Consider the following 23,344-nt stretch of genomic DNA (forward strand, 5'->3'; position numbering starts at 1 on the left):
GCTCCTTGAAGTCTTCGGATCAGTAGTGGAGGCGGTAGGTGAGCAACAGCTCGCGGGTATTGCCCACGGTGTTGATGCCCGACTTGGACAGGTTCAAGCCCAGCGCGAGGTGGTCCGCGCCGAACAGGCTGGTGGCCAGGCCCATGCCCAGCTCGTAGCCCGCGCCGTTGATGCTGTGGTGCGTCAGGGCCAGGCTGGCATAGGGCCGCAGCGCGCGCGTGTATTGCTGCTCGTAGCCCGTGTTGAACATCATCTGCAGGCCCGAGAAGCGGAAGCTGCGCGGCAACAGATAGTCGATGGTGGGATCGTTGAACGCAGGCAGGTAGCCCAGGATGGCCGCATCCCTGCCCTGCAGCAGCGCCGGGTCGGTGCGGCTGTAGCGGTGCCAGGAGGTGAAGGCGCCGAACTGCAGGGTGGGTGCCTCGCTGCGATAGGTGTGCAGGTATTGCAGCATCGCATGGTTGCCGGAGCCCACGCGGGCGCCGCTTTGCACGCGGTAGCGCTCCGATGCCAGCTCCAGTGTGATCTGGTCCAGGCGCGAGAGCTGGTAGCTGCTGCCCAGCGACACGCGGTCCTTCATGCCGCCCATGCGCATGGCCAGCGTTTCCTGCGTGGCCAGGTGCCGGCCCAGCGATGCCTGCAGGCTCCAGCGGCTGTCCACGTTGTAGGTCTGCGTGAACTGCATCGGCGTGTAGCTCTCCAGGCTTTCGCGCCGGCCCAGCATGAACTCGCTGGAGGCCGACTGCGTCTTGCGCGTCAGGCGCAGGCCGATGCCACGCTCCTGGGAGGGTCCGCGCACCAGGGTGCTTTTGTTGACCGTGCGGCGCACGTCCTCGGCATCCAGGTCCAGCGCCCAGCGGGGGTTGAGACCCACATGCCAGCGCAGCCGCGAGACCTGCTCGTCGATGGCGTCCATGCGGCGATTGCGCAACTGCAGGCCGCCGTAGTCGCTGAAGGCCAGCAACTGCTCGGTCAGCCCCAGGTGCAGGGGATCGTCGTCGGGCTGGTAGGCCATGCTCTCGAAGCCCGCGGTCTGCGCCAGCCGCACATCGCCCACCATGGCCGCCGCGTTGATGCGGTCGTAGCGCGGCAGTGCCTCGTCATGGCGCTGCAGCAGCTGCCCGGCCTGGGCCACATCCTTTTCCGCCAGGGCCACCGTGATCTCGGCCCACAGCGGTGCGCTGGCACTCTTGCTGCGGCTGCGCGCGTACTGCTGCCAAAGGTAGCCGCGCTCGGCCTGGTATTCGCCGCGCTCCTGCAGCCAGGCGATGGCCAGCTCGGCCGCAGCGGCGGAATGCTCGCGGCGCCCGCCTTCCAGGTCCATGCGCAGCAGCTCGCGCATCAGGGCGAATTCGGCATCGCCCTGGGTATGAAAGAGCATGAGCCGGCTGCGTGCCTGGCGCTGGACCTCGTCCAGGCCCTCGGCGGTCAGCCAGCGGCGGGCCGCATCGGCCGAAGGGCCCTGCTGCGCACGCGTGCGCGCCTTCTCGCGCTGCCACAGCTGCTGCCTCAGGTTCCAGGCCTGGTCCGCCTGCTGGTTCTGCTCCAGCGCATCCGCGTACTGCATCATCCACAGGAAGTCGTCGGCATGCTCCGTGCGGTGCGGCTTCAGATACCGCTCCAGCGCAACGGCCGGGCGCGACAGCGTCATGTAGGCCGCCGCCAGGGCGCCGTGCATGTCGGCATCACGTGCCCACACGGGCTCGGCCGCCGCCAGCAGCAGCTTGAGGGCCGCCGCGTTCTGCGTGTCGATCAGCAGCCACATCAGGCCCTGGCGCAGCGGCGTGGAGCCGGGGTCCAGCGCCAGGCCCTTCTCGAAGGCTTCCATGGCCTTTTTCGGCTGCGCAGTGCGCTGGTAGTAGGCGCCCAGGATCTGGAAGAAGGTGGGCTGGCCCATCAGGCGCTTGAGCAAGGCCGGGTCGGCCATGATGCGCTCGACCTGGCGGCCGATCTGCGTCCAGTCCTCCTGGTCCTCCAGCAGGTAGAAGGCCTGTGTCAGATGGCGCACGTCCTGGAACTGCTCCCAGGCATGCAGGGACATCTGGGCCGCCTCGCGCCGGTCGGTGCGCTGCAGCAGGCGGATCACTTCGTCGTAGTCGCTGATGCCGGCGTGCGGCGTCTGCAGCAGGCGGCGGTAGGCCTTGAGCGTCAGCGCCTCCTGGCGCTGGTCCTGGGCCAGGTCGCCCAGCAGGCGCCAGTACTCGCCTTCGTCCTGCATGCCGGCCGGAACGCGCGTCTGTGCGTCTTCCAGCCAGCGCAGGCCCAGCGCCGGCTCGCCCTGCAGCAGCGCGAGCACGGCGGCGGGCATGACATGGGCCGGCGTGCGCTGCTCGGGATCGCTGAGCACGCGCTTCCATGCCTGCAGCGCCAGCGGCGAACGGCCTGCGCGCTCGGCCAGCTGGGCCAGCAGAATCTGCGACTGCGGCGTGCTGCCGTGCTTTTGCAGATAGTCGATGGCCGCGCCCGGCTCGGCCTGGCGCTCATAGGCCTGGACCAGCGCCTGCAGCAGCGCGGCATCCTGGGGACGGCGGCTCAACTGGTGGCGCAGGCCGGCAATCAGGGCGCGGTCGTCGAACAGGCCCGGCGCCAGGCGCATCACCGTCTTCCAGGCATCTTCACGGCCCGTGTTCTGCGCAATGACCAGCCAGTTGTCCAGGGCCTGCTGCTGCTGCCCCATCCATTCGGACACCTGGGCCAGGCGCTCGCGCCAGGCCATGTCCTGCGGCGCCTGGCGCACGGCGGCCGTGGCCACGCGCCAGGCATCTTGCAGGTTGCGGTTTTCGAGGAACACCTCGTAGCCCAGCTGGTAGGTCTTGTCGTCAAAGGGCAGGCCCGGCGGCGGCTTGCGTGCGGGGTCGGCCGTGCGCAGCATGCGCCAGCCCGGGGCGGTCCAGGCCACGGGCTGCAGTGCCCAGGCGCCGTCGTCGGCCACTGTGGACGCTAAGGCCGGGCCTGCTCCCGAAGCGCCTGCCACCTGCACCTGCCATTGCTGCAGCAGGGACAGCTGCAGCAGCCGCTTGGCATAGCGCTCGGCCTCGGCCCGGTTGCCAGCCGCACGCGCCAGGCCGATGAGCCTTCGCAGCGTTTCCGGGTCGCTGCCCAACAGTTCTTCCTGCTGGCGCGCCAGCGCCAGCGCTTCGCTGGCACGGTTGCCGGACTGCAGCACCTGCAGGGCCTGCCAGAGATAGGCGCGCGACTGCTGGACGTCCTCGGTCGTGGCGCTGGCCTGACGCAGCAGCCGGGCCGATTCCTCGTACAGGGACATGCCCAGCGCCTGCCGCGCAGCGGACTCATAGACCTGCGCCTTGCGCGCGGGATCGGCCTGGCGCTCTGCCACGTCGTCGTAGATGCCCAGGGCCAGCGGTGCGTCCTTGAGTACCAGCGCCGAAGAGGCCAGGTACAGCGCCTGCTCCTGGGTCAGACCCGCCAGCGGGACCTCCTTGAGCGCCTGCATCACCTGGAGCGCCAGGGCATCGGCCTGCCCTCCGGCGCGATGGTCCTGCTTTTGCGCCTCCAGATAGTTCTGGTAGGCGGCCTGCCAGCGCTCCCAGGCCTGGACGGCGGCGCTGGGCAGCGCCTGCTTGGCTGCCTCTTCGCGCGCCAGCTTGATGGCTTTCAGGCGCTCCTCCTTGGCCTTGAGCAGGGCGCGCAGGTTTTCATTGCCCGGGTCGCTCTTGAGCAGGTTGCTCAGGTAGTTGTAGGACAGCTCGGAATCATCTCCGGTGACGGAGAGCCGGCGCTCCAGATCCTGCTTGGGAAACAGCATCCACAGGGCGCCGCCGATCAGTACCGCCAGCAGCACGATCAGCCAGAAGGGAACCGTGACGGGGCGCTCAGAGCCCCCGGCATTGCGCTTGGAGTTCAACACTGTGATGGGTACTTCTGAAGGAACGGAGGTTGGAGCTGCCCGTATCGGCACCCGCCACGGCAATGAGGGGATTGGCGGCGTTCAGGGAACTCAGCGCACAGCCGGACGGCAGGTGCATGCGCAGCTCCAGCGGCACATGGCCCTGCAGGGTCAAGCGCACGCCGCCATCGGCCTGGGGCAGCCATTGCGTGAGCCGGGCATTGGCATCCACCAGATAGGGGCGCGCCGCGGAGGCGGCCGCGCCTGCGGCATCCTGCGGCACCAGGTATCCGGCGCCGCCGGCCAGGTGAAGGTAGTTTCCGTCCGTGCCCTTGGCATAGCCGGCGATGCCGCGGCTGGCAGCCATGGACGGCAGGGCCATGCCGGGCGGCATGCGCAGCGTGCGCAACTGGCCCGGGCCCCGCAGGCGCCAGCCCTGCGCGTCGCGGCCGATGGCGAATTCGTAGAAATCCTGCACCTTGCGGATGTACTCGGAGCTGTAGACCGGGTTCAGCCGCTGCGCCAGCGCCCACTGGTAGACCTTGTGCAGGGCCTTGATGCTGGCCTGCTTGCTGGCGGAGTAGGAGTGGTAGTAGATGTCCACGGCCTTCATGCGCCGGGGCGCGTCGGTCATCTCGAAGGTTTCGATGACGCGCTCGAAGCCGTAGAACGGCCCGTGCCAGAGGTTGGTGTAGATGTTCTCGTTGGTGACGGGCGCATAGATCTGCAGATGGCCGCCCTTGCGCAGGCCCCAGCTGCGCACCTCCGTCAGCGAGGGATTGCTGCGCGTGATGGCCGTGTCGCCGCCATTCATGTTGAGCAGTCCCGCCGCGTCGGAGATGGCCAGGGCCTCGGCGCTGGGCGCCGTGTTGCCGGTCCACAGGAACACGTCCACCGGCTTGCCGGGCGGCGCCAGGCGCTTGCGGATGTAGTCGACCGAGCCATTGATCTCCCGGTTCATGTCCATCTGGTAGCCGGGGATGTGGAGGTTGAGGTTCACTTCCTTGCTGTCATCCCCGTCGGGCGCTGCCCCGGGCTCCCAGAAGAAGGGATGGGAATAGGAATGGCTGGCGATCTCGACATGGGGCATGGCGAAGATGCGCTTGGCAATGCCCTCCAGCTGGTCGGCCCATTGCGGATACAGGCCCTGCGGCGAGACTTCGGCCTCGATGACCGAGATGGTGTGCGGAATCCTGTAGCGCTCCAGGATCTCGCGGCGCAGCACCTCGCCCGCGAAGGGCGTGCCCGGCAGCTCGGCCTTGGAAGGAAAGCCGTCCCCGTCCACATGGGCCAGCAGCAGGCGGCGGCCGTTCTCGGTGGTGACGTCGGGCACCGGAAAGTCCTGCAGGCGCAGCGCCTCGCGCAACAGCGCGAAGGGGTCGATCACCCAGCGCGACTGGTCGGTGCCCGGCATGCCCACCACCACATAGGGCATGAGTGCAAAGCCGCCCCAGGGCGTGATGGCGGCCGACACGAAGCGGCGCCCCCGCTTGTCGTCGAAGGACAGCAACTCGCGGCTGCCCCTGGCCATCTGCGGCGTGAACTCCCAGCCTTCGTAATCGTGCGCTGGCTCGGCCGGCTGTATCTCGAAACCCATGACCGGCGCCTTTTCGGCGCGCCGCAGCGGGAACACGGGTGCCGCTTCCGTGCTGCGCGTGCCCAGGGCGGCCGACATGGTGCGGTCCTGTGACAGGCCCAGCGTATTGAGCACCAGCAGCGGCATGCCCTGCTGCACCTGGTTGGCCAGCCACTGCCGCACGCTTTTGGCCCGCATCTCGGGCACCGCGCCGCCGAACCAGCTCACCACGCCGGCATAGCGGTCGCGCGACACGCCTTCGGGCAGGGGCTCGCGCACATCGGCGTAGTCGGCGACGTAGCCCATGTAGTTCAGGGGCATTTCCAGGAAGCGGTGCGCCGATGCGCCGTTGATGGACGGATAGTCGGCACCGTTGTAGAGAATCAACACCCTGCGCGCCACCGCCTCCACCTGGCCTATGCCCAGGGTCTGCAGCCCGGCATCGGAAACCCAGGGGATGATGCCCAGCTGCGCAATGCGGCGGGCGGTCTCGCGCGTGGCGTCGCGGTCATGCGGGGCCACGTAGTCGATGGACAGCACCGGCAGGCGGTCGCGCTCGCGGATGGTCTGCAGTTGCTGCAGCAGCCATTCGCGGTCTTTCTCGGGCACGTTCACATAGCGCTTGAGGCTGGCATCCCAGCCCCGCAACAGCGACTCGGCCGCCACCATCTGTACCTTGTCCCTCACGCGCGGCACGATCTCGAAGCCCCGGTTCAGGATCAGGCGGATGCCGGGATAGCGCTGGTGCAGCGTCTCGATGACGCGCACCAGGCCGTCCTGCTGGGCCTTTTCGTCGAAATTCGTGGCCAGGCGGTAGGAGTCCAGCGTGTCCAGGAAGAAGCCGCGAAAGCCCTGCTTCCACAGCGGCGCGATCACCTCGTCGGCAAAGAAGGCGGGCCACTGCGCGGGTGTCTGGTCCAGGACGATGGACTGCCAGGCGCCGTTGCGCGCCATCTTCCAGGCCTCGGGAATCTTGCCGAAGTAGGCGCGCTCGGGCAGCACCTCGGCCACGGAAGCGTAGGCATACAGCTCGCTGCCCGGGGCCTGCTTGCGGAACCGGACCGGGTCATAGCCATGGCCCGGCTCCACGACGGCAATGTCGTAGAGGCTCAATTCACTGAGCGATGCCTTGTTCCCGTAATAGACAGCCACCGCGGGTTCGGCAGCCTGCACCACCCAGCCGCACAGCAACCCCCAGCAGACCAGGCAGCTTCGCAGGAAACCGTTCATGGCCTTCTCCTCAGGGCGTGGTGATGCCCCATCAATTCATAGTTTTTATGCATCAAATTTCTTAACAATTTGATGAAAGCTATCGTCAATCCGACGAAAAGCGGGCCGAGCATAACGTTGTTTGTCTACAAATGTGTTTTCTCCCTACTTTTGTGCTCAGCCCACTTGAACCCGGGGAAAAGCTGGGTTATTGCGATACTAGGCACGCCAAAAAATCACCAATGAGAGGTATTCATGATCCTGGTCACAGGCGGCGCCGGCTTCATCGGCTCCCACACCTGCGTGGAGCTGGCCGCCGCAGGCGAGCCCTACCTGATCTACGACAACTTCAGCAACAGCAGCGCCGACGTGCTCGACCGCATGGAACGCATCACGGGCCGGCGCCCGCTGTGCGTGGAAGGCGATGTGCGCGACCGCGCCGCGCTGGACCGGCTGTTTGCCGAGCACTCCATCCGCGAGGTGATCCACTTCGCCGCACTCAAGGCCGTGGGCGAATCCGTGGCCCAGCCACTGCGCTACTACGAACACAACGTGGGCGGCACGGTCGCCCTGCTGCAAGCCATGCAGGCGGCGGGCGTGCACAGCCTGGTGTTCTCCTCCTCGGCCACGGTCTACGGCGACCCGGCCAGCCTGCCGATCCGCGAGGATTTCCCGCTGTCTGCCACCAACCCCTACGGCCGCAGCAAGCTGTGGATCGAGGAAATGCTGGCCGACCTGGACCGCGCCGAGCCCGGCCAGTGGCGCCTGGCACGGCTGCGCTACTTCAATCCCGTGGGCGCCCATGAAAGCGGCCTGATCGGCGAGGACCCGCGCGACATCCCCAACAACCTCATGCCCTATGTGTCGCAGGTCGCCATCGGCCAGCGCCAGCAGCTCAGTGTCTATGGGGATGACTACGCCACGCCGGACGGCACAGGCGTGCGTGACTACATCCACGTCACCGACCTGGCGCGCGGCCACCTGGCGGCGCTGCGCTATCTGCGCGAGCAGCAGGGCCTGCTGACCGTGAACCTGGGCACGGGGCGCCCGGTCTCGGTGCTGGAGATGGTCAAGGCCTTCGAGCGCGCCAGCGGCCGCCCCGTGCCCTACCAGATCGTGGCGCGCCGCCCCGGCGACGTGGCCCAGTGCTGGGCCGACCCCGCCGAGGCCGAGCGCCTGCTGGGCTGGAAGGCCATGCTGGACCTGGACCGCATGTGCGAGGACGCATGGCGCTGGCAAAGCCAGGCCGCAGGTCTCAAGCGCTGAACCCCGCAGCACCTGCGGGCGCCGAGGGCGTGGTATCTTTTCGCCCTTGTTTCACGCCCTAGCCACGAGTCTGCCCATGCTTGCCAAACGCATCATCCCCTGTCTTGACGTCACGGGAGGGCGCGTCGTCAAAGGCGTGAACTTCGTGGAGCTGCGCGATGCGGGCGACCCGGTGGAGATCGCCGCGCGCTACAACGCCCAGGGCGCGGACGAGCTGACCTTCCTGGACATCACGGCCACCAGCGATGGCCGAGACCTGATCCTGCCCATCATCGAATCGGTGGCCAGCCAGGTCTTCATTCCGCTGACCGTGGGCGGTGGCGTGCGCACCGTCGAGGACGTGCGCCGCCTGCTCAACGCGGGCGCCGACAAGACCAGCTTCAACTCGGCCGCCATCGCCAATCCCGATGTGATCAATGCCGCCTCCGACAAGTACGGCGCGCAGTGCATCGTCGTGGCCATCGACGCCAAGCGCCGCACCGCCGAAGACGAGCAGCGCATCGGCGCCGACGGCCGCGCCGCCGGCCCCGGCTGGGATGTCTACAGCCACGGCGGACGCAAGAACACCGGCCTGGACGCCGTGCAGTGGGCCGCCGAAATGGCGCGCCGCGGCGCGGGCGAGATCCTGCTGACCAGCATGGACCGCGACGGCACCAAGTCCGGGTTCGACCTGAAGCTCACGCGCGCCGTCAGCGACGCCGTGCCCGTGCCCGTGATCGCCTCCGGCGGCGTGGGCTCGCTGGACGACCTGGCCGATGGCGTGACCCTGGGCGGCGCCGACGCCGTGCTGGCCGCCAGCATCTTCCACTATGGCGAATTCACCGTGGGCCAGGCCAAGCAGCGCATGGCCGAGCGCGGCGTGCCCGTGCGCCTCTGATACGGCGCTTCGGCGGACTCCTTCATTTCAGTTTTCCATGGCGCTCGCGCCGCCCACAACCCATGAAACCGGCGCGGCCCAAGGGACCAGGGACAGCGAGCAAGGGCCGCCCCGCAGCAAGGCTGTCGTCTCCCTCCCGCGCAGCGAGAGAGGGGGAAGGCGCGAAGCGACTCAGGGGGTGTATTTTCAATCCAGGCAATTCCTGACAATGCTGTCACAGGGATTCCAACCCAGGATATTCACAATGCAGGCAATGAACTGGCTAGATCAAGTCAAATGGGATGCGCAGGGCCTGGTGCCCGTGATCGCGCAGGAAAAGGACACGGGCGACGTGCTGATGTTCGCCTGGATGAACCGCGAGGCCCTGGCCAAGACGGCCGAGCTGGGCCGCGCCGTCTATTTCAGCCGCTCGCGCAACAAGCTGTGGTTCAAGGGCGAGGAATCGGGCCACGTGCAGACCGTGCACGAGGTGCGCATCGACTGCGACAACGACGTGGTCCTGCTCAAGATCACCCAGACCGGCCACGAGCCCGGCATTGCCTGCCACACGGGGCGCCACAGCTGCTTCTACAGCGTGCTGCGCGATGGCCAGTGGCAGGCCGTCGATCCGGTCTTGAAAGACCCCGAATCGATCTACAAATGAATTCCACGAACATGAACGACACCGCAAGCACTTCCTCGCAGGACGCCCTGGCGCGCCTGGCCGCCGTCATCGAAAGCCGCAAGCCCGCCAACGGCGGCGACCCCGACAAGAGCTACGTCGCCCGCCTGCTGCACAAGGGCCCGGATGCCTTTTTGAAGAAGATCGGCGAAGAGGCCACCGAAGTCGTCATGGCCGCCAAGGACGCAGACCATGGCGGGGACGCCGGCAAAATCCTCTACGAAGTGGCCGATCTGTGGTTCCATAGCATGATCGCCCTGGCCCACTATGGCCTGACGCCCGCCCAGGTCGTCGCCGAGCTGGAGCGCCGCGAAGGCACCAGCGGCATCGAGGAAAAGGCGCTGCGCAAGGCCCAGGAACGTGATGTGAACGAGAAAGGACCGCTGCCATGAATGACGATTACATCGAAGTCCGTGCCCTGGACCAGTCCCGCATCGAAGGCCTCAAGGCCTGGGGCTGGGTCAGCTACCTGCTGCACCTGGTGGTGGCCGTGGCCGCCGTCGTGCCCGGCGCCCAGCCCAGCATCGCGCTGCTGGTGATCGCCCTGATCATCGACCTGGTCAAGCGCGGCGACGCCGAAGGCAGCTGGATGGCCAACCATTTCTCGTGGCGCATCCGCAGCGTGATCTGGGCCGGCATCCTGTACCTGGTCACGGCACCTCTGTGGCTGCTGTTCTTCGTGCCCGGCTGGATCGCCTGGACGGTGATCTCCATCTGGTTCCTGTACCGCATCGTGCGCGGCATGGTCGCCATGAACCGCAACCAGGCCGTGGACCGCTGAAGCCGCCGGCCCGCCCGCCATGTCCTCCACCCCGACCTGCAAGATCAACCTCGCCCTGCAGGGCGGGGGCTCGCACGGCGCCCTGACCTGGGGCGTGCTGGACGCACTGCTGGAAGACGGCAGCCTTGTCTTCGACGGCATCAGCGGCACCAGCGCCGGCGCCATGAATGCCGTGGCCCTGGCACAGGGCTTTGCCCAGGCCGCGCGCCAGGAAAGCGACCCTGTGGCCGCCCAGGCGCTGGGCGCCCAATTGGCCCGCGCCTCGCTGACCGAACTGTGGGAAGGCGTGGGCACCATGGGCAGCCTGATGTGGGGCGCGCCATTGCCGGGCAGCCCCTTCATGGGCGTGCTCAACCAGTTCTTCTCGCCCTACCAGACCAACCCGCTGGACATCAACCCGCTGCGCAAGCTGCTCGAACGGGTCGTGGATTTCGAGGCGCTGACGCGTCCGCCCGTGGAGGGCGTGGTGCCCAAGGTCTTTGTCTGCGCCACCAATGTGCGCACGGGCCGGGGAAGCATCTTCTCGGGCAGAAGGCTCAGTGCCGACGCGGTCATGGCCTCGGCCTGCCTGCCCCAGCTGTTCAAGGCCGTGGAAATCGATGGCGAGCCTTACTGGGACGGCGGTTTCTCGGGCAATCCCGCCCTGTATCCCCTGATCTACGGCACGGCGTCCAGCGACATCCTGCTGGTGCAGATCAATCCCATCGAGCACACCGACCTGCCCAACACGGCGGCCGACATCATGGACCGCATGAACGAGGTCACCTTCAACGCCGGCCTGCTGTCCGAGCTGCGCGCCATCGAGTTCGTCAAGCGCCTGCTGGAGCAGGGCAAGCTGGACCCGGCACGCTACAAAAAGGTGCTGCTGCACCGCGTGGACGGCGGCGCGGTGCTCAAGGGCTACGGCGCCTCGACCAAGACGCGCTCGGACATGCGTTTCGTGCGCGAGCTGTTCGAGCTGGGGCGCGAGCAGGGGCAGCACTGGCTCCAGCAGCACCGCAGCGACATCGGCGTGCGCCAGACACTGCACATCAACGACAATTCACCCTGATTTTTCGATCCACCGCCAGCTTCCCAGGACTCCCGTAGCGCCATGCACGATCACGACCCGAACTGCCTGTTTTGCCGCATCATCAAAGGCGAGATCCCTTCCCGCAAGGTCTATGAAGACGATGAAGTCTTCGCCTTCCACGACATCCATCCCGGCGCGCCCATCCACTTTCTGATGGTGCCCAAGAAGCACATCCCCTCCATGGCCCAGGTCCAGGCCGACGACGCTGCGCTGCTGGGCCGCATGATGGTGCTGGCGCCCCGTCTGGCCGCCGAGCAAGGCTGCAATCCGTATCCCGACGGCGGTTTCCGTCTGGTGGTCAACACGGGCACCGAGGGCGGACAGGACGTCCACCACCTGCACATCCATGTCATGGGCGGCCCCCGCCCCTGGCTGAAGGGCTGAAGCCTTTGCTGGACGCAGGCTTGCGCGCAAGATGGCCCGCCTCTTGCTTGCGACTTCTGCGTACATGCGCCGGCCGAACGGCTTTTGTGGGGCCTTGCGAACTGCCGCCATGGCCCGGCGTCTAAAATGATCTGCAATTCTTAGGAGAGATTCTCATGGGCTCGTTTTCCATCTGGCATTGGCTGATCGTCCTGGCCATCGTGGTTCTGGTGTTCGGAACCAAGAAGCTGAAGAACATCGGTTCCGACCTTGGCGGTGCAGTCAAGGGCTTCAAGGACGGTGTGAAGGACGGCTCGACCTCCACCGACACCCCCGCAGCTGCCCCTGGCCAGGTTGCAGGCCAGACAGCCACCGACAAGGCCACCATCGACGTCGAAGCCAAGCAAAAGAGCTGATGCTCCGCACGCCAAGCCTCCATGTTTGATATCGGTCTGTCCAAGATGGCGCTGATCGGCGCCGTGGCTCTCGTGGTCATCGGCCCCGAGAAGCTGCCGCGCGTGGCGCGCACCGTCGGTACCCTGCTGGGCAAGGCCCAGCGCTACGTCTCCGATGTGAAGGCCGAGGTCAACCGTTCGATGGAACTCGACGAGTTGCGCAAGATGAAGGACACGGTGGAAGGCGCGGCGCGTGACGTCGAGCAGTCCATCCACACTTCGGCCGCCAATTTCGAGAAGGACTGGAACGAGTCCACGGCATCGCTCAACGGCACGTCTTCCTCGTACGACTCCTCTTCCTACGATTCAGGCAGCGATACGTACAGCGCCGTGGCGCCGGCCTACCGCCACCCGGGCAAGAACTGGCGCCTCAAGCGTGCTGCCGTGCCCCAGTGGTACAAGGCCCGTGCCGGCGTGCGCACCAAGGCGCAGTCGGGCGCGGCGCGCGTGGCGCGCTTTCGTCCCCAGAAGTCCCGCTGAAGATGCTGGCGCGCAGCGGGCCACGAGGCAACCGGCCCAGCCTCTGCCACCCGGGCACCCGCCATCGCCCCACCCTGCCCGATCCGTCGGGCTTTCTGCTTTTCATACCAGGTCCGTGGACGCCCTTGCGGCCCGCCGCGGTTTCGCACCATGTCCGACATTCCACCTAAAGACGACGAGCTGGCAGGCACCGAGCAGCCTTTCGTCCAGCACCTGATGGAGCTGCGCGACCGCCTGCTCTACTGCATCTACGGCATCGGTCTGGCGATCGCCGTGCTGGCCATATGGCCTGGCCCCAACGGGCTCATCGACTTCATCGCCCACCCGATCAAGGCCCACATGCCGCCCGATGCCAAGCTCATCGCAGTCGGCGTGTTCACCCCCTTCTTCGTGCCGCTCAAGGTACTGATGATGGTGGGCATCTTGGCCGTGCTGCCCTGGATCATGTACCAGATGTGGGCCTTCGTGGCGCCCGGCCTGTACAGCCATGAAAAGCGCTTTGCGCTGCCGCTGATCATCTTCGGCAGCCTGCTGGCCTATATCGGCATCGCCTTCGTGCAGTTCTTCGTGCTCGACAAGATGTTCGCCTTCATCCAGGGCTTCACCCCGGACAGCGTGGCGGCCACGCCGGACATTGCATCGTATGTGGAGGCCATCCTGTCGCTGTACCTGGCCTTTGGCCTGGCCTTCCAGGTGCCCATCGTGGTCATGCTGCTGGTGCGCTTCGGCCTGGTGGACATCGCCAAGCTCAAGTCCTTCCGCGGCTATTTCATCGTGGTGGCCTTCATCATCGCCGCCGTGGTCACGCCGCCCGACGTGATCTCCCAGCTGGCCCTGGCCGTGCCCATGTGCATTCTTTACGAGATCGGCATCCTGGGTGCCGGCTGGTTCAGCCGCGTCTCCAAGGCGCCGGAAGAAGAAGCCGAGCCCGGCACCGCAGTGGACAAGCCCGCAGAGGATAAACCCTCCCCCTGAGTCGCTTCGCGCCTTCCCCCAGAGGGGGACGACACCCTCGGTGCGGGGCGGCGCGGCCGGCCCAGGCCCTTCCTCGGTGTCCCTCGCTTTAGGGCGCGCCAGTTCCAAGGGCCTACGCTGAAACACGAGGAATTTGTAATAAAAAGCCCTTGGTTCATAACCAAGGGCTTTTTCTTTGTCTATGGCCAAGCCCCTTCCGGGGTTGGCATCTCACCGAGGCAGGTCGGACGTGCCCATGAGGAACTCGTCAATGGAGCGAGCGGCCTGGCGGCCTTCGCGGATGGCCCAGACCACCAGGGACTGGCCGCGGCGCACGTCGCCGGCGGCGAAGAGCTTGGGCACGCTGGTGGCGTAGCCGCCCGTGAAGTCGGTGGTGGCCTTGGCGTTGCCGCGTGCGTCCTTGTCCACGCCAAAGGCATCGAGCACGGCCTGCACGGGGCTGACGAAGCCCATGGCCAGCAGCACCAGGTCGGCCTTGAGCACCTGCTCGCTGCCGGGCACCTCGACCATCTTGCCATCCTTCATTTCGATGCGCACGGTCTTGACGGCCGTGACCTGGCCCTTCTCGCCGATGAACTCCTTGGTGGCGATGGCGAACTCGCGCTCGCAGCCTTCCTCGTGGCTGGAGCTGGTGCGCAGCTTGATCGGCCAGTAGGGCCAGACCAGGGGCTTGTTCTCCTGCTCGGGCGGCATGGGCATCAGCTCGAACTGGGTCACGCTGACGGCGCCGTGGCGGTTGCTGGTGCCCACGCAGTCGGAGCCCGTGTCGCCGCCACCGATGACGATGACATGCTTGCCATCGGCACGCAGTTGGCCCTTGAGCTTGTCGCCGGCGTTGACCTTGTTTTGCTGCGGCAGGAACTCCATGGCGAAATGGATGCCCTTGAGTTCGCGGCCGGGCACGGGCAGGTCGCGCGACTGCTCGGCACCGCCGGTCAGCAGCACGGCATCGAACTCGGCCATGAGCTGCTCGGGGCTGACGGTTTCCTTGGCCCAGTTGGTGACCTTGGAGTCTTCGCCCAGGCCGTCCTTGCCCGCCACCAGCACGCCGGTACGGATCTTGACGCCTTCGGCCACGAGCTGCTCGACGCGGCGGTCGATGTGCGACTTCTCCATCTTGAAGTCGGGAATGCCGTAGCGCAGCAGGCCGCCGACGCGGTCGTTCTTCTCGAACAGCGTCACATCGTGGCCGGCGCGGGCCAGCTGCTGCGAGGCCGCCAGGCCTGCGGGGCCGGCGCCGACCACGGCCACCTTCTTGCCGGTCTTGCGGCTGCTGGGCAGCGGCTTGACCCAGCCTTCGGCCCAGGCACGGTCGATGATGGCGTGCTCGATGGACTTGATGCCCACGGCGTCGTCGTTGATGTTCAGGGTGCAGGCGGCCTCGCAGGGGGCGGGGCAGATGCGGCCGGTGAACTCGGGGAAGTTGTTGGTGCTGTGCAGCACGGCGCTGGCGCTCTTCCAGCCGCCGTGGAAGACCAGGTCGTTGAAGTCCGGAATGATGTTGTTGACCGGGCAGCCGTTGTTGCAGAACGGCGTGCCGCAGTCCATGCAGCGCGCGCCCTGGATCTTGGCCTGGCTGTCATCGAGGCCGATGACGAATTCCTTGTAGTGCTTCACGCGCTCGGCGACGGGCGCATAGCCCTCCTCGAGGCGCTCATATTCCATGAAGCCGGTGGTCTTTCCCATGATTCGTTGTCCTGATGTGTGGGGTGCAGGGATGGATGCGGGCTGCTGCCCGCATCCTTCGCTTCCTTGTTATTTGGCGGCCACCGCCTCCTTGGCGTGTTCCTCGACCTCGGGCGTGGCGGGCTCTTCCATCACCTGGCGCTCGTACATCTCGGACAGGGCACGCTTGTACTCGCTGGGGAAGACCTTGACGAACTTGGAGCGGGCTGCCGCCCAGTTGTCCAGCAGATCGCGGGCGCGCTTGGAGCCCGTCCAGCGGCTGTGCGCCTCGATCAGCGCGCGCAGCTGGCGCTCGTCGGTTTCGCGGCGGTGCCAGACGGCGGGCGAGACCTGGGCCAGGTGCTCGTCGTGGGGCAACACCTGGTCCAGCGAGACAGACGCCTTGTTGCAGCGCTCGGCGAAGCGGCCATCCTCGTCGTAGACATAGGCCACGCCGCCGCTCATGCCGGCGGCGAAGTTGCGGCCGGTCTTGCCCAGCACCACCACGGTGCCGCCGGTCATGTATTCGCAGCCGTGGTCGCCCACGCCTTCGACCACGGCGGTGGCGCCAGACAGGCGGACCGCGAAACGCTCGCCGGCCACGCCGCCGAAGAAGGCCTCGCCGCTGGTGGCACCGAACATCACGGTGTTGCCCACGATGGTGTTGCTGGTGGTATCGCCACGGAACTCATGGCTGGCGTGCACCACCACGCGGCCGCCGGACAGGCCCTTGCCCGTGTAGTCGTTGGCGTCACCGCGCAGGTTCAGCGTGATGCCGTTGCACAGGAAGGCGCCGAAGGACTGGCCGCCAGTTCCCTCGAAGTGGATGCGGATGGTGTCATCGGGCAGTCCTTCGGGATGCACGCGCGTCACGGCACCGGAGAGCATGGCGCCCACGGAGCGGTTGACGTTGCGCGCCACTTCCATGATGCGCACGCGCTCGCCGTTCTCGATGGCGGGCTTGCAGCGCTCGATGAGCTTCACGTCCAGCGCCTTGTCCAGCAGGTGGTCCTGCTTTTCGACATGGAAGCGCGCCACGTCTGCGGGCACTTCGGGCTGGGCGAACAGGCGCGAGAAGTCCAGGCCCTGGGCCTTCCAGTGCTGCAGGCCCTTGCGGGTGTCCAGCAGGTCGGAGCGGCCGATCAGGTCGTCGAACTTCGCCACGCCGAGCTGGGCCATGATCTGGCGCACTTCCTCGGCGATGAAGAAGAAGTAGTTCACCACATGCTCGGGCTTGCCCGAGAACTTGGCGCGCAGCACCGGGTCCTGCGTGGCCACGCCCACGGGGCAGGTGTTCAGGTGGCACTTGCGCATCATGATGCAGCCCTCGACGACCAGGGGCGCCGTGGCGAAGCCGAACTCGTCGGCGCCCAGCAGCGCGCCGATGACGACGTCGCGGCCGGTCTTCATCTGGCCGTCGGCCTGCACGCGGATGCGGCCGCGCAGGCGGTTGAGCACCAGGGTCTGCTGGGTCTCGGCCAGGCCGATTTCCCAGGGCGAGCCCGCATGCTTGATGGACGACCAGGGCGATGCGCCCGTGCCGCCGTCATGGCCTGCGATGACCACGTGGTCGCTCTTGCACTTGGCCACGCCGGCCGCGATGGTGCCCACGCCCACTTCGGACACGAGCTTGACCGAGATGTCGGCGTGCGGCGCCACGTTCTTCAGGTCGTGGATCAGCTGGGCCAGATCCTCGATGGAGTAGATGTCGTGGTGGGGCGGGGGCGAGATCAGACCGACGCCGGGCACGGAGTGGCGCAGCTTGCCGATGTAGTCGGACACCTTGCCGCCGGGCAGCTGGCCGCCCTCGCCGGGCTTGGCGCCCTGGGCCATCTTGATCTGCACCTGGTCCGAGGACGACAGGTACTCGGCCGTGACGCCGAAGCGGCCCGATGCCACCTGCTTGATCCTGGAGCGCAGCGAGTCGCCGTCCTGCAGCTCGATGTCGGCCTCGACCTTGTCGGCGCCGATGATGGAGCCCAGGGTCTCGCCCTTCCTGATCGGGATGCCCTTGAGCTCGTTGCGGTAGCGCTGGGGATCTTCCCCGCCTTCGCCGGTGTTGCTCTTGCCGCCGATGCGGTTCATGGCCACTGCCAGCGTGGCATGGGCCTCGGTGCTGATGGAGCCCAGCGACATGGCGCCCGTGGCAAAGCGCTTGACGATCTCCTTGGCCGACTCGACCTGGTCCAGCGGGATGGCCTTGGCCGGGTCGAACTTGAACTCGAACAGGCCGCGCAGCGTCATGTGGCGCTTGCTCTGGTCGTTGATCAGCTGGGCGTATTCCTTGTACGTGCTCCAGTTGTTGGAGCGCGTGGAATGCTGCAGCTTGGCGATGGCGTCGGGCGACCACATGTGCTCTTCGCCACGGGCGCGCCAGGCGTATTCGCCACCGGCGTCCAGCATGGTCTCCAGCACGGGATCGTCACCGAAGGCCGCGCGGTGGTTGCGGATGGTTTCCTCGGCGATCTCGAACACGCCGATGCCCTCGACGCGGCTGGCCGTGCCGGTGAAGTACTTGTCCACGGTGTCGCTGTTCAGGCCGATCACCTCGAACAGCTGGGCGCCGCAATAGGACATGTAGGTGGACACGCCCATCTTGGACATGATCTTGGACAGGCCCTTGCCGATGGCCTTGACGTAGTTGTAGATGGCCTTGTCGGCCGACAGGTCGCCGCCCAGCTCCTTGTGCATGTCGGCCAGGGTTTCCATGGCCAGGTAGGGGTGCACGGCCTCGGCGCCGTAGCCTGCCAGCACGGCGAAGTGGTGCACTTCGCGCGCCGTGCCCGTCTCCACGACCAGGCCGGCCGTGGTGCGCAGGCCCTCGCGCACCAGGTGCTGGTGGATGGCCGACAGCGCCAGCAGCGCGGGGATGGCCACCTGGGTGGCGCTCACATGGCGGTCGCTGATGATCAGGATGTTGGCGCCGCCCTTGATGGCGTCCACGGCCTGCGCGCACAGCGATGCCAGCTTGGCTTCCACGCCCTGCTTGCCCCAGGACAGCGGGTAGGTGATGTCGATCGTTGCGCTCTTGAACTTGCCCTGCGTGTGGCGTTCGATGTCGCGCAGCTTGGCCATGTCGGCGAAGTCCAGCACGGGCTGGTGCACTTCCAGGCGCATGGGCGGGTTGACCTGGTTGATGTCCAGCAGGTTGGGCTTGGGTCCGATGAAGGACACCAGCGACATCACGATGGCTTCGCGGATGGGGTCGATCGGCGGGTTGGTCACCTGCGCGAACATCTGGCGGAAGTAGTTGTACAGCGGCTTGTTCTTGTCCGACAGCACGGCCAGCGGGCTGTCGTTGCCCATGGAGCCGATGCCTTCCTCGCCGTTCTTGGCCATGGGGGCCAGCAGGAACTTGATGTCTTCCTGCGTGAAGCCGAAGGCCTGCTGGCGCTCGAGCAGCGGCAGGCTGGCGGCCTCGGGGCCGGCATGGGTGTCACCGCCCACGCTGCCCAGCTTGATGCGCAGGTTCTCGATCCACTGCTTGTAGGGCTTGGTGTTGACGATGTTGGCCTTGAGCTCGTCGTCCTCGATCAGGCGGCCCTGCTCCAGGTCGATCAGCAGCATCTTGCCGGGCTGCAGGCGCCACTTGCGCACGATGGCGCTGTCGGGCACGGGCAGCACGCCGGCTTCGGACGCCAGGATGACCAGGTCGTCATCGGTGATCACGTAGCGCGAGGGGCGCAGGCCGTTGCGGTCCAGCGTGGCGCCGATCTGGCGGCCGTCGGTGAACACGATGGAGGCCGGGCCGTCCCAGGGCTCCATCATGGCGGCGTGGTATTCATAGAAGGCGCGGCGGCGCTCGTCCATGGACTCGTGCTGTTCCCAGGGCTCGGGAATCATCATCATCACGGCCTGGCTGATGGGGTAGCCGGCCATGGTCAGCAGTTCCAGGCAGTTGTCGAACGTTGCCGTGTCGGACTGGCCGGCGAAGCTGATGGGATAGAGCTTCTTGAGGTCCTCGGCCAGCACGGGCGAGGCCATCACGCCCTCGCGCGCCAGCATCCAGTTGTAGTTGCCGCGCACGGTGTTGATTTCACCGTTGTGGGCCACGTAGCGGTAGGGGTGGGCCAGCGGCCACTCGGGGAAGGTGTTGGTGGAAAAGCGCTGGTGCACCAGGCCGATGGCCGAGACGCAGCGCTCGTCGGACAGGTCGTTGTAGTACACGCCCACCTGGTCGGCCAGCAGCAGGCCCTTGTAGACCACGGTGCGGCTGCTCATGCTGGGAACGTAGTATTCCTTGCTGTGCTTGAGCTTGAGGTTCTGGATGGCGGCGCTGGCCGTCTTGCGGATCACGTACAGCTTGCGCTCCAGCGCGTCCTGCACGATCACGTCCGCGCCGCGGCCGATGAAGACCTGGCGCAGGATGGGTTCCTTTTCCTGGACCGTGGGCGACATGGGCATGTCGCGGTTCACGGGCACATCGCGCCAGCCCAGCAGGACCTGGCCTTCGGCCTTGATGGCGCGTTCCATCTCCTGCTCGCAGGCCAGGCGCGAGGCGTGTTCCTTGGGCAGGAAGATCATGCCCACGCCGTACTCGCCCGCGGGCGGCAGGGCCACGCCCTGCTTTGCCATCTCTTCGCGGTAGAGCTGGTCGGGAATCTGGATCAGAATGCCCGCGCCATCGCCCATGAGCTTGTCGGCACCCACGGCACCGCGATGGTCGATGTTTTCGAGGATCTTGAGCGCGCCGGTGACGATGTCATGGCGCTTGACGCCCTTGATATGTGCAACAAAGCCGAGGCCGCAGGCGTCGTGCTCGTTGCTCTTGGAGTACAGACCGTGGTCTTGGAGATGCTTGATCTCGGCAGCCGTCGTCATGGCGGAATCCTCAAATTTTTCGCAGGGAACGCAAGATTAAGGCAATGCATCACCTCATGCAATAAATTTATATAAGGGTCAGATCCCAATTAATTCCAGAACAAAAAAATCGGAAATTAATAAGGGACATATTTATTTCACAGAGGCCTGCGATGAGGAATCAAGCACTTGCAGTCCATCAGTGGGTACTAACGCACTGTTGTGGTGCGCTCATTGGTCCGTCCTGGCGGACGGCCGGCGCGCTGGCGGGTCACGCGGCGCTCGGTGCGCTGTTGTAAATCGGCAATGAATTGCTCATCGCCCAGCGCCCAGCCCCTCAGCGCCGACTGGCTGATGCGTTCGCCGTCATCGGTGCCAACCCCCTTTTCCACGGCTTCCACATAGGCCGCATCCCGCGCAAACGGGGTGTTGCCCAGCTCCCAGAACACGGCATGCGGCTGGATCAGCGCGTCGCTGCGCAGTCCGGCGTTGTGCGCGTAGCTGGACCAGGGCCAGTCGGCCGGCCGCTGGACCAGGCCGGCGCGCACGGGGCTGTCGTCCATGAAGACCATGGTGGGCAGCAGCCAGCTGGGCTGCAGCACCGTGCCGCGATAGCGGCCTTCCCACAGCGTGCCGCTGCGGCCGTGTCGGTCGTTGAAGTAGCGCACATAGCGCCGGCCCACGGCCTGCATGAACCTGGGCAGGCCATCGCCGGTGCGGGGCGTGGCCAGCAGGTGGAACTGGCTGGGCAGCAGCACGTAGGCATGCACGGCCAGCTCGCAGCTGCGCGCCATCTCGCGCAGCAGCCCCAGCATGGTTTCCCGGTCCTGGGCATCGATGAAGATGTCCCCGCCGTTGTTGCCGAGCTGGATGATGTGGTGCGGCAGATCCGCAAGGGTGAGTCGGGGCAGGCGGGCCATGGTGCGAGTGCGGGGCGTGGATCGGCAATTATGGAGCGCCGCGCCGCCCGCCGCCCTACAGGGAAAGCCGCGATGAGGCCCTGAGCAATTGGCTTACCAGCTGCGTGGCGGCCAGCAGCCGGGGCAGGAGTTGCCCGCGCATCATCTCGGCGCTGTTGCGGTTGGCCTGGCCGCTGATGTTGAGCGCGGCCACGGTGCGCCCGGCCGCGTTCTTCACGGGCGCCGCGATGGAGATCAGGCCTTCGGCCAGTTCCTGGTCCACCAGGGCCCAGCCCTGGACGCGCACCTCCAGAATGCGCTGGCGAAGGCGGTCATCATCCTGCTCGGTCAGGGCCGTGAACTGCCGGCGCTCGCGTGCATCCAGCAGGGCCTGCAGGGATTCATCGCTCTCGCCGGCCAGCAGCACGCGCCCCATCGAAGTCCAGCAGGCCGGCAGGCGCGAGCCCACGCTGAGGTTGGTGCTCATGATCTTGTGGGTATGCACGCGCAGCACATAGACGATGTCACCCCCATCGAGCACGGCGGCCGAGCAGGACTCCTTGACCTCGTCGACCAGGTTCTCCATCACGGGCTCGGCCAGGTTCCAGACCGGGGTGGAACTGAGGTAGGCAAAGCCCAGTTCCATGATGCGCGGCGTGAGCTGGAACAGCTTGCCGTCGCTCTTCACATAGCCCAGCGTCTGCAGCGTCAGCAGGATGCGCCGGGCCCCGGCGCGCGTGAGCCCCGTGCGCGCCGCCACCTCGCTGAGCGTCTGCGCAGGCGCCTCGGCGCTGAACGAGCGGATCACGCCCAGGCCGCGCGCGAAGGACTGCACATAGCTGTCGCCGGGGCGCGGCGTGCCGCCCTCTTCTTCAACCCCACCTGTGGAAATTACGGAAGCGGCTTTTTTTTCCATGGCCCTATAATTCTTTCTGCGAACTTTTGTTCTACATACGAACATTTTAGCGCAGCGCCAGCGGCCTGCATACCGGAGACAAGCAAGTGATCAACAAAATCACCGACACCATCGCCGAGGCGTTGTCGGGCGTCCAGGACGGCTCCACCGTGCTGATCGGGGGCTTCGGCACCTCGGGCAATCCCACCGAACTCATCGACGGCCTGATCGCCCAGGGCGCACGCGAGCTGACCGTGGTCAACAACAACGCGGGCAACGGAGACCAGGGCCTGGCCGCCCTGCTCAAGAGCGGCCAGGTGCGCAAGATCATCTGCAGCTTCCCCCGCCAGGTGGACAGCTGGGTGTTCGACGACCTGTACCGCAGCGGCAAGATCGAGCTGGAACTCGTGCCCCAGGGCAACCTGGCCGAGCGCCTGCGCGCCGCCGGCGCCGGCATCGGCGGCTTCTTCTGTCCCACGGCCTATGGCACGGAGCTGGCCAACGGCAAGGAAACGCGCGAGATCAACGGCAAGCACTATGTGCTGGAGCATCCCATCCACGGCGACGTGGCACTGGTCAAGGCCGAGAAGGGCGACCGCTGGGGCAACCTCACCTACCGCATGTCGGCCCGCAACTTCGGGCCCGTGATGGCCACGGCGGCCAAGCACACGATCGCCACCGTGCACGAGATCGTGGAGCTGGGCGCGCTGGACCCCGAGGCCGTGGTCACGCCCGGCATCTACGTGAGCCAGATCGTGAAGATCGACCGCGTGGCCACCCAGGCCGGCGGCTTCAAGAAAACCGCATGAGCGCCCCAACCGCCGAAAGCAAGAGCATGAGCAGCTACCAGAAACGCAGCAAGCAAGAGCTGGCCCGGCGCGTGGCCGAAGACATCTTCGACGGCGCCTACGTCAACCTGGGCATCGGCATGCCCACCCAGGTGGCCAACCACATCCCGGCCGGCCGCGAGGTCATCCTGCAAAGCGAGAACGGCATCCTGGGCATGGGCCCGGCGCCCGCCGAAGGCCAGGAGGACTATGACCTGACCAATGCCGGCAAGCAGCCCGTCACCCTGCTGCCGGGCGGCTGCTACTTCCACCATGCCGACAGCTTCGCCATGATGCGCGGCGGCCACCTTGACATCTGCGTGCTGGGCGCCTTCCAGGTCTCGGCCACGGGCGACCTGGCCAACTGGAGCACGGGCGAGGCCGGTGCCATTCCCGCCGTGGGCGGCGCCATGGACCTGGCCGTGGGTGCACGCCAGACCTGGGTGATGATGGACCTGCTGACCAAGACCGGCGAATGCAAGGTCGTCGAGGCCTGCAGCTATCCGCTCACGGGCCTGTCCTGCGTCAAGCGCATCTACACCGACCTGTGCACGCTGGAATGCACGCCCGAGGGCCTGCGCCTGATCGACACCGTGCCCGGCCTCTCGCACGCCGAGCTGCAGTCCATCGTGGGCCTGCCCATCAAGGACGCGACGGCCACGGCCTGATCCCTCAGCTCCCCACCCAGTGGGTGCG

General features: G+C 66.6%; 18 protein-coding genes. 12 read left to right on the top strand and 6 right to left on the bottom strand.

The window, feature by feature from the left end; all coding sequences use genetic code 11:
* Positions 1-19: 19 nt before the first annotated feature.
* Both ACF8NF_RS03780 and ACF8NF_RS03785 read right to left on the bottom strand, forming a co-directional pair.
* Entirely contained in the window at positions 20-3,868 is a 3,849-nt protein-coding gene (locus tag ACF8NF_RS03780) for a tetratricopeptide repeat protein (RefSeq protein ID WP_392450056.1), read from the bottom strand.
* On the bottom strand, positions 3,834-6,653 hold the full coding sequence (locus ACF8NF_RS03785; protein ID WP_392450058.1) for a bifunctional glycoside hydrolase 114/ polysaccharide deacetylase family protein: 2,820 nt from the start codon (positions 6,651-6,653) through the stop codon (positions 3,834-3,836). The genes ACF8NF_RS03780 and ACF8NF_RS03785 overlap by 35 nt, the downstream gene beginning before the upstream one ends.
* Before the next feature lie 234 nt (positions 6,654-6,887).
* On the opposite strand from ACF8NF_RS03785, the gene galE reads away from it, so the two are divergent.
* From galE to tatC, 10 genes are all read left to right on the top strand, one after another.
* Positions 6,888-7,898 (top strand): UDP-glucose 4-epimerase GalE, encoded by a 1,011-nt coding sequence (gene galE, locus ACF8NF_RS03790; RefSeq protein WP_017406261.1) that lies wholly within the window; start codon positions 6,888-6,890, stop codon positions 7,896-7,898.
* Between the two features lie 76 nt (positions 7,899-7,974).
* A complete protein-coding gene (hisF, locus tag ACF8NF_RS03795) occupies positions 7,975-8,775 on the top strand; it encodes an imidazole glycerol phosphate synthase subunit HisF (protein ID WP_013800786.1) in 801 nt (266 codons plus the stop codon).
* 244 nt (positions 8,776-9,019) lie between these two features.
* Positions 9,020-9,418, top strand: coding sequence for a phosphoribosyl-AMP cyclohydrolase (gene hisI, locus ACF8NF_RS03800; protein WP_174538852.1), 399 nt, complete (start codon positions 9,020-9,022; stop codon positions 9,416-9,418).
* Complete coding sequence (locus tag ACF8NF_RS03805; protein ID WP_016445563.1) at positions 9,415-9,828, top strand: phosphoribosyl-ATP diphosphatase; 414 nt, start codon at positions 9,415-9,417, stop codon at positions 9,826-9,828. Before hisI ends, ACF8NF_RS03805 begins: the two co-directional genes overlap by 4 nt.
* On the top strand, positions 9,825-10,217 hold the full coding sequence (locus ACF8NF_RS03810) for a membrane protein (protein WP_013800783.1): 393 nt from the start codon (positions 9,825-9,827) through the stop codon (positions 10,215-10,217). The genes ACF8NF_RS03805 and ACF8NF_RS03810 overlap by 4 nt, the downstream gene beginning before the upstream one ends.
* 19 nt (positions 10,218-10,236) lie before the next feature.
* Complete coding sequence (locus tag ACF8NF_RS03815) at positions 10,237-11,268, top strand: patatin-like phospholipase family protein (protein ID WP_016445562.1); 1,032 nt, start codon at positions 10,237-10,239, stop codon at positions 11,266-11,268.
* 42 nt (positions 11,269-11,310) lie between these two features.
* On the top strand, positions 11,311-11,673 hold the full coding sequence (locus ACF8NF_RS03820; protein WP_392450059.1) for a histidine triad nucleotide-binding protein: 363 nt from the start codon (positions 11,311-11,313) through the stop codon (positions 11,671-11,673).
* 155 nt (positions 11,674-11,828) lie between these two features.
* Positions 11,829-12,068, top strand: coding sequence for a Sec-independent protein translocase subunit TatA (gene tatA, locus ACF8NF_RS03825; protein ID WP_016445560.1), 240 nt, complete (start codon positions 11,829-11,831; stop codon positions 12,066-12,068).
* A gap of 21 nt (positions 12,069-12,089) precedes the next feature.
* Positions 12,090-12,587: a Sec-independent protein translocase protein TatB gene (gene tatB, locus ACF8NF_RS03830; RefSeq protein ID WP_016445559.1), complete on the top strand. Its 498-nt coding sequence runs from the start codon at positions 12,090-12,092 to the stop codon at positions 12,585-12,587.
* Between the two features lie 150 nt (positions 12,588-12,737).
* Positions 12,738-13,562, top strand: coding sequence for a twin-arginine translocase subunit TatC (gene tatC, locus ACF8NF_RS03835; RefSeq protein WP_017406166.1), 825 nt, complete (start codon positions 12,738-12,740; stop codon positions 13,560-13,562).
* Between the two features lie 210 nt (positions 13,563-13,772).
* On the opposite strand, the gene ACF8NF_RS03840 is transcribed toward tatC, so the two are convergent.
* The 4 genes from ACF8NF_RS03840 to ACF8NF_RS03855 form a co-directional block, all read right to left on the bottom strand.
* Positions 13,773-15,248, bottom strand: coding sequence for a glutamate synthase subunit beta (locus tag ACF8NF_RS03840; RefSeq protein WP_016445557.1), 1,476 nt, complete (start codon positions 15,246-15,248; stop codon positions 13,773-13,775).
* 69 nt (positions 15,249-15,317) lie between these two features.
* A complete protein-coding gene (locus ACF8NF_RS03845; protein WP_016445556.1) occupies positions 15,318-20,048 on the bottom strand; it encodes a glutamate synthase-related protein in 4,731 nt (1,576 codons plus the stop codon).
* Positions 20,049-20,236: 188 nt separating this feature from the next.
* Positions 20,237-20,947 (bottom strand): transposase, encoded by a 711-nt coding sequence (locus ACF8NF_RS03850; protein WP_392450060.1) that lies wholly within the window; start codon positions 20,945-20,947, stop codon positions 20,237-20,239.
* A 55-nt stretch (positions 20,948-21,002) separates the two neighbouring features.
* On the bottom strand, positions 21,003-21,842 hold the full coding sequence (locus tag ACF8NF_RS03855; RefSeq protein ID WP_392450062.1) for an IclR family transcriptional regulator C-terminal domain-containing protein: 840 nt from the start codon (positions 21,840-21,842) through the stop codon (positions 21,003-21,005).
* Between the two features lie 86 nt (positions 21,843-21,928).
* Here ACF8NF_RS03855 and ACF8NF_RS03860 point away from each other — a divergent pair, with 86 nt between their 5' ends.
* The gene (locus tag ACF8NF_RS03860; RefSeq protein WP_012207359.1) at positions 21,929-22,630 is read left to right on the top strand and encodes a 3-oxoacid CoA-transferase subunit A; all 702 of its coding nucleotides are present in this window, start codon (positions 21,929-21,931) and stop codon (positions 22,628-22,630) included.
* A gap of 26 nt (positions 22,631-22,656) precedes the next feature.
* Positions 22,657-23,316: a 3-oxoacid CoA-transferase subunit B gene (locus ACF8NF_RS03865; protein ID WP_026062883.1), complete on the top strand. Its 660-nt coding sequence runs from the start codon at positions 22,657-22,659 to the stop codon at positions 23,314-23,316.
* The last annotated feature ends 28 nt before the right edge of the window (positions 23,317-23,344 follow it).

Origin of the sequence: Delftia sp. WSY_22, from assembly GCF_043104185.1 — a bacterium.
In the GTDB taxonomy this organism is placed as follows: Bacteria; Pseudomonadota; Gammaproteobacteria; order Burkholderiales; family Burkholderiaceae_C; genus Comamonas; species Comamonas tsuruhatensis.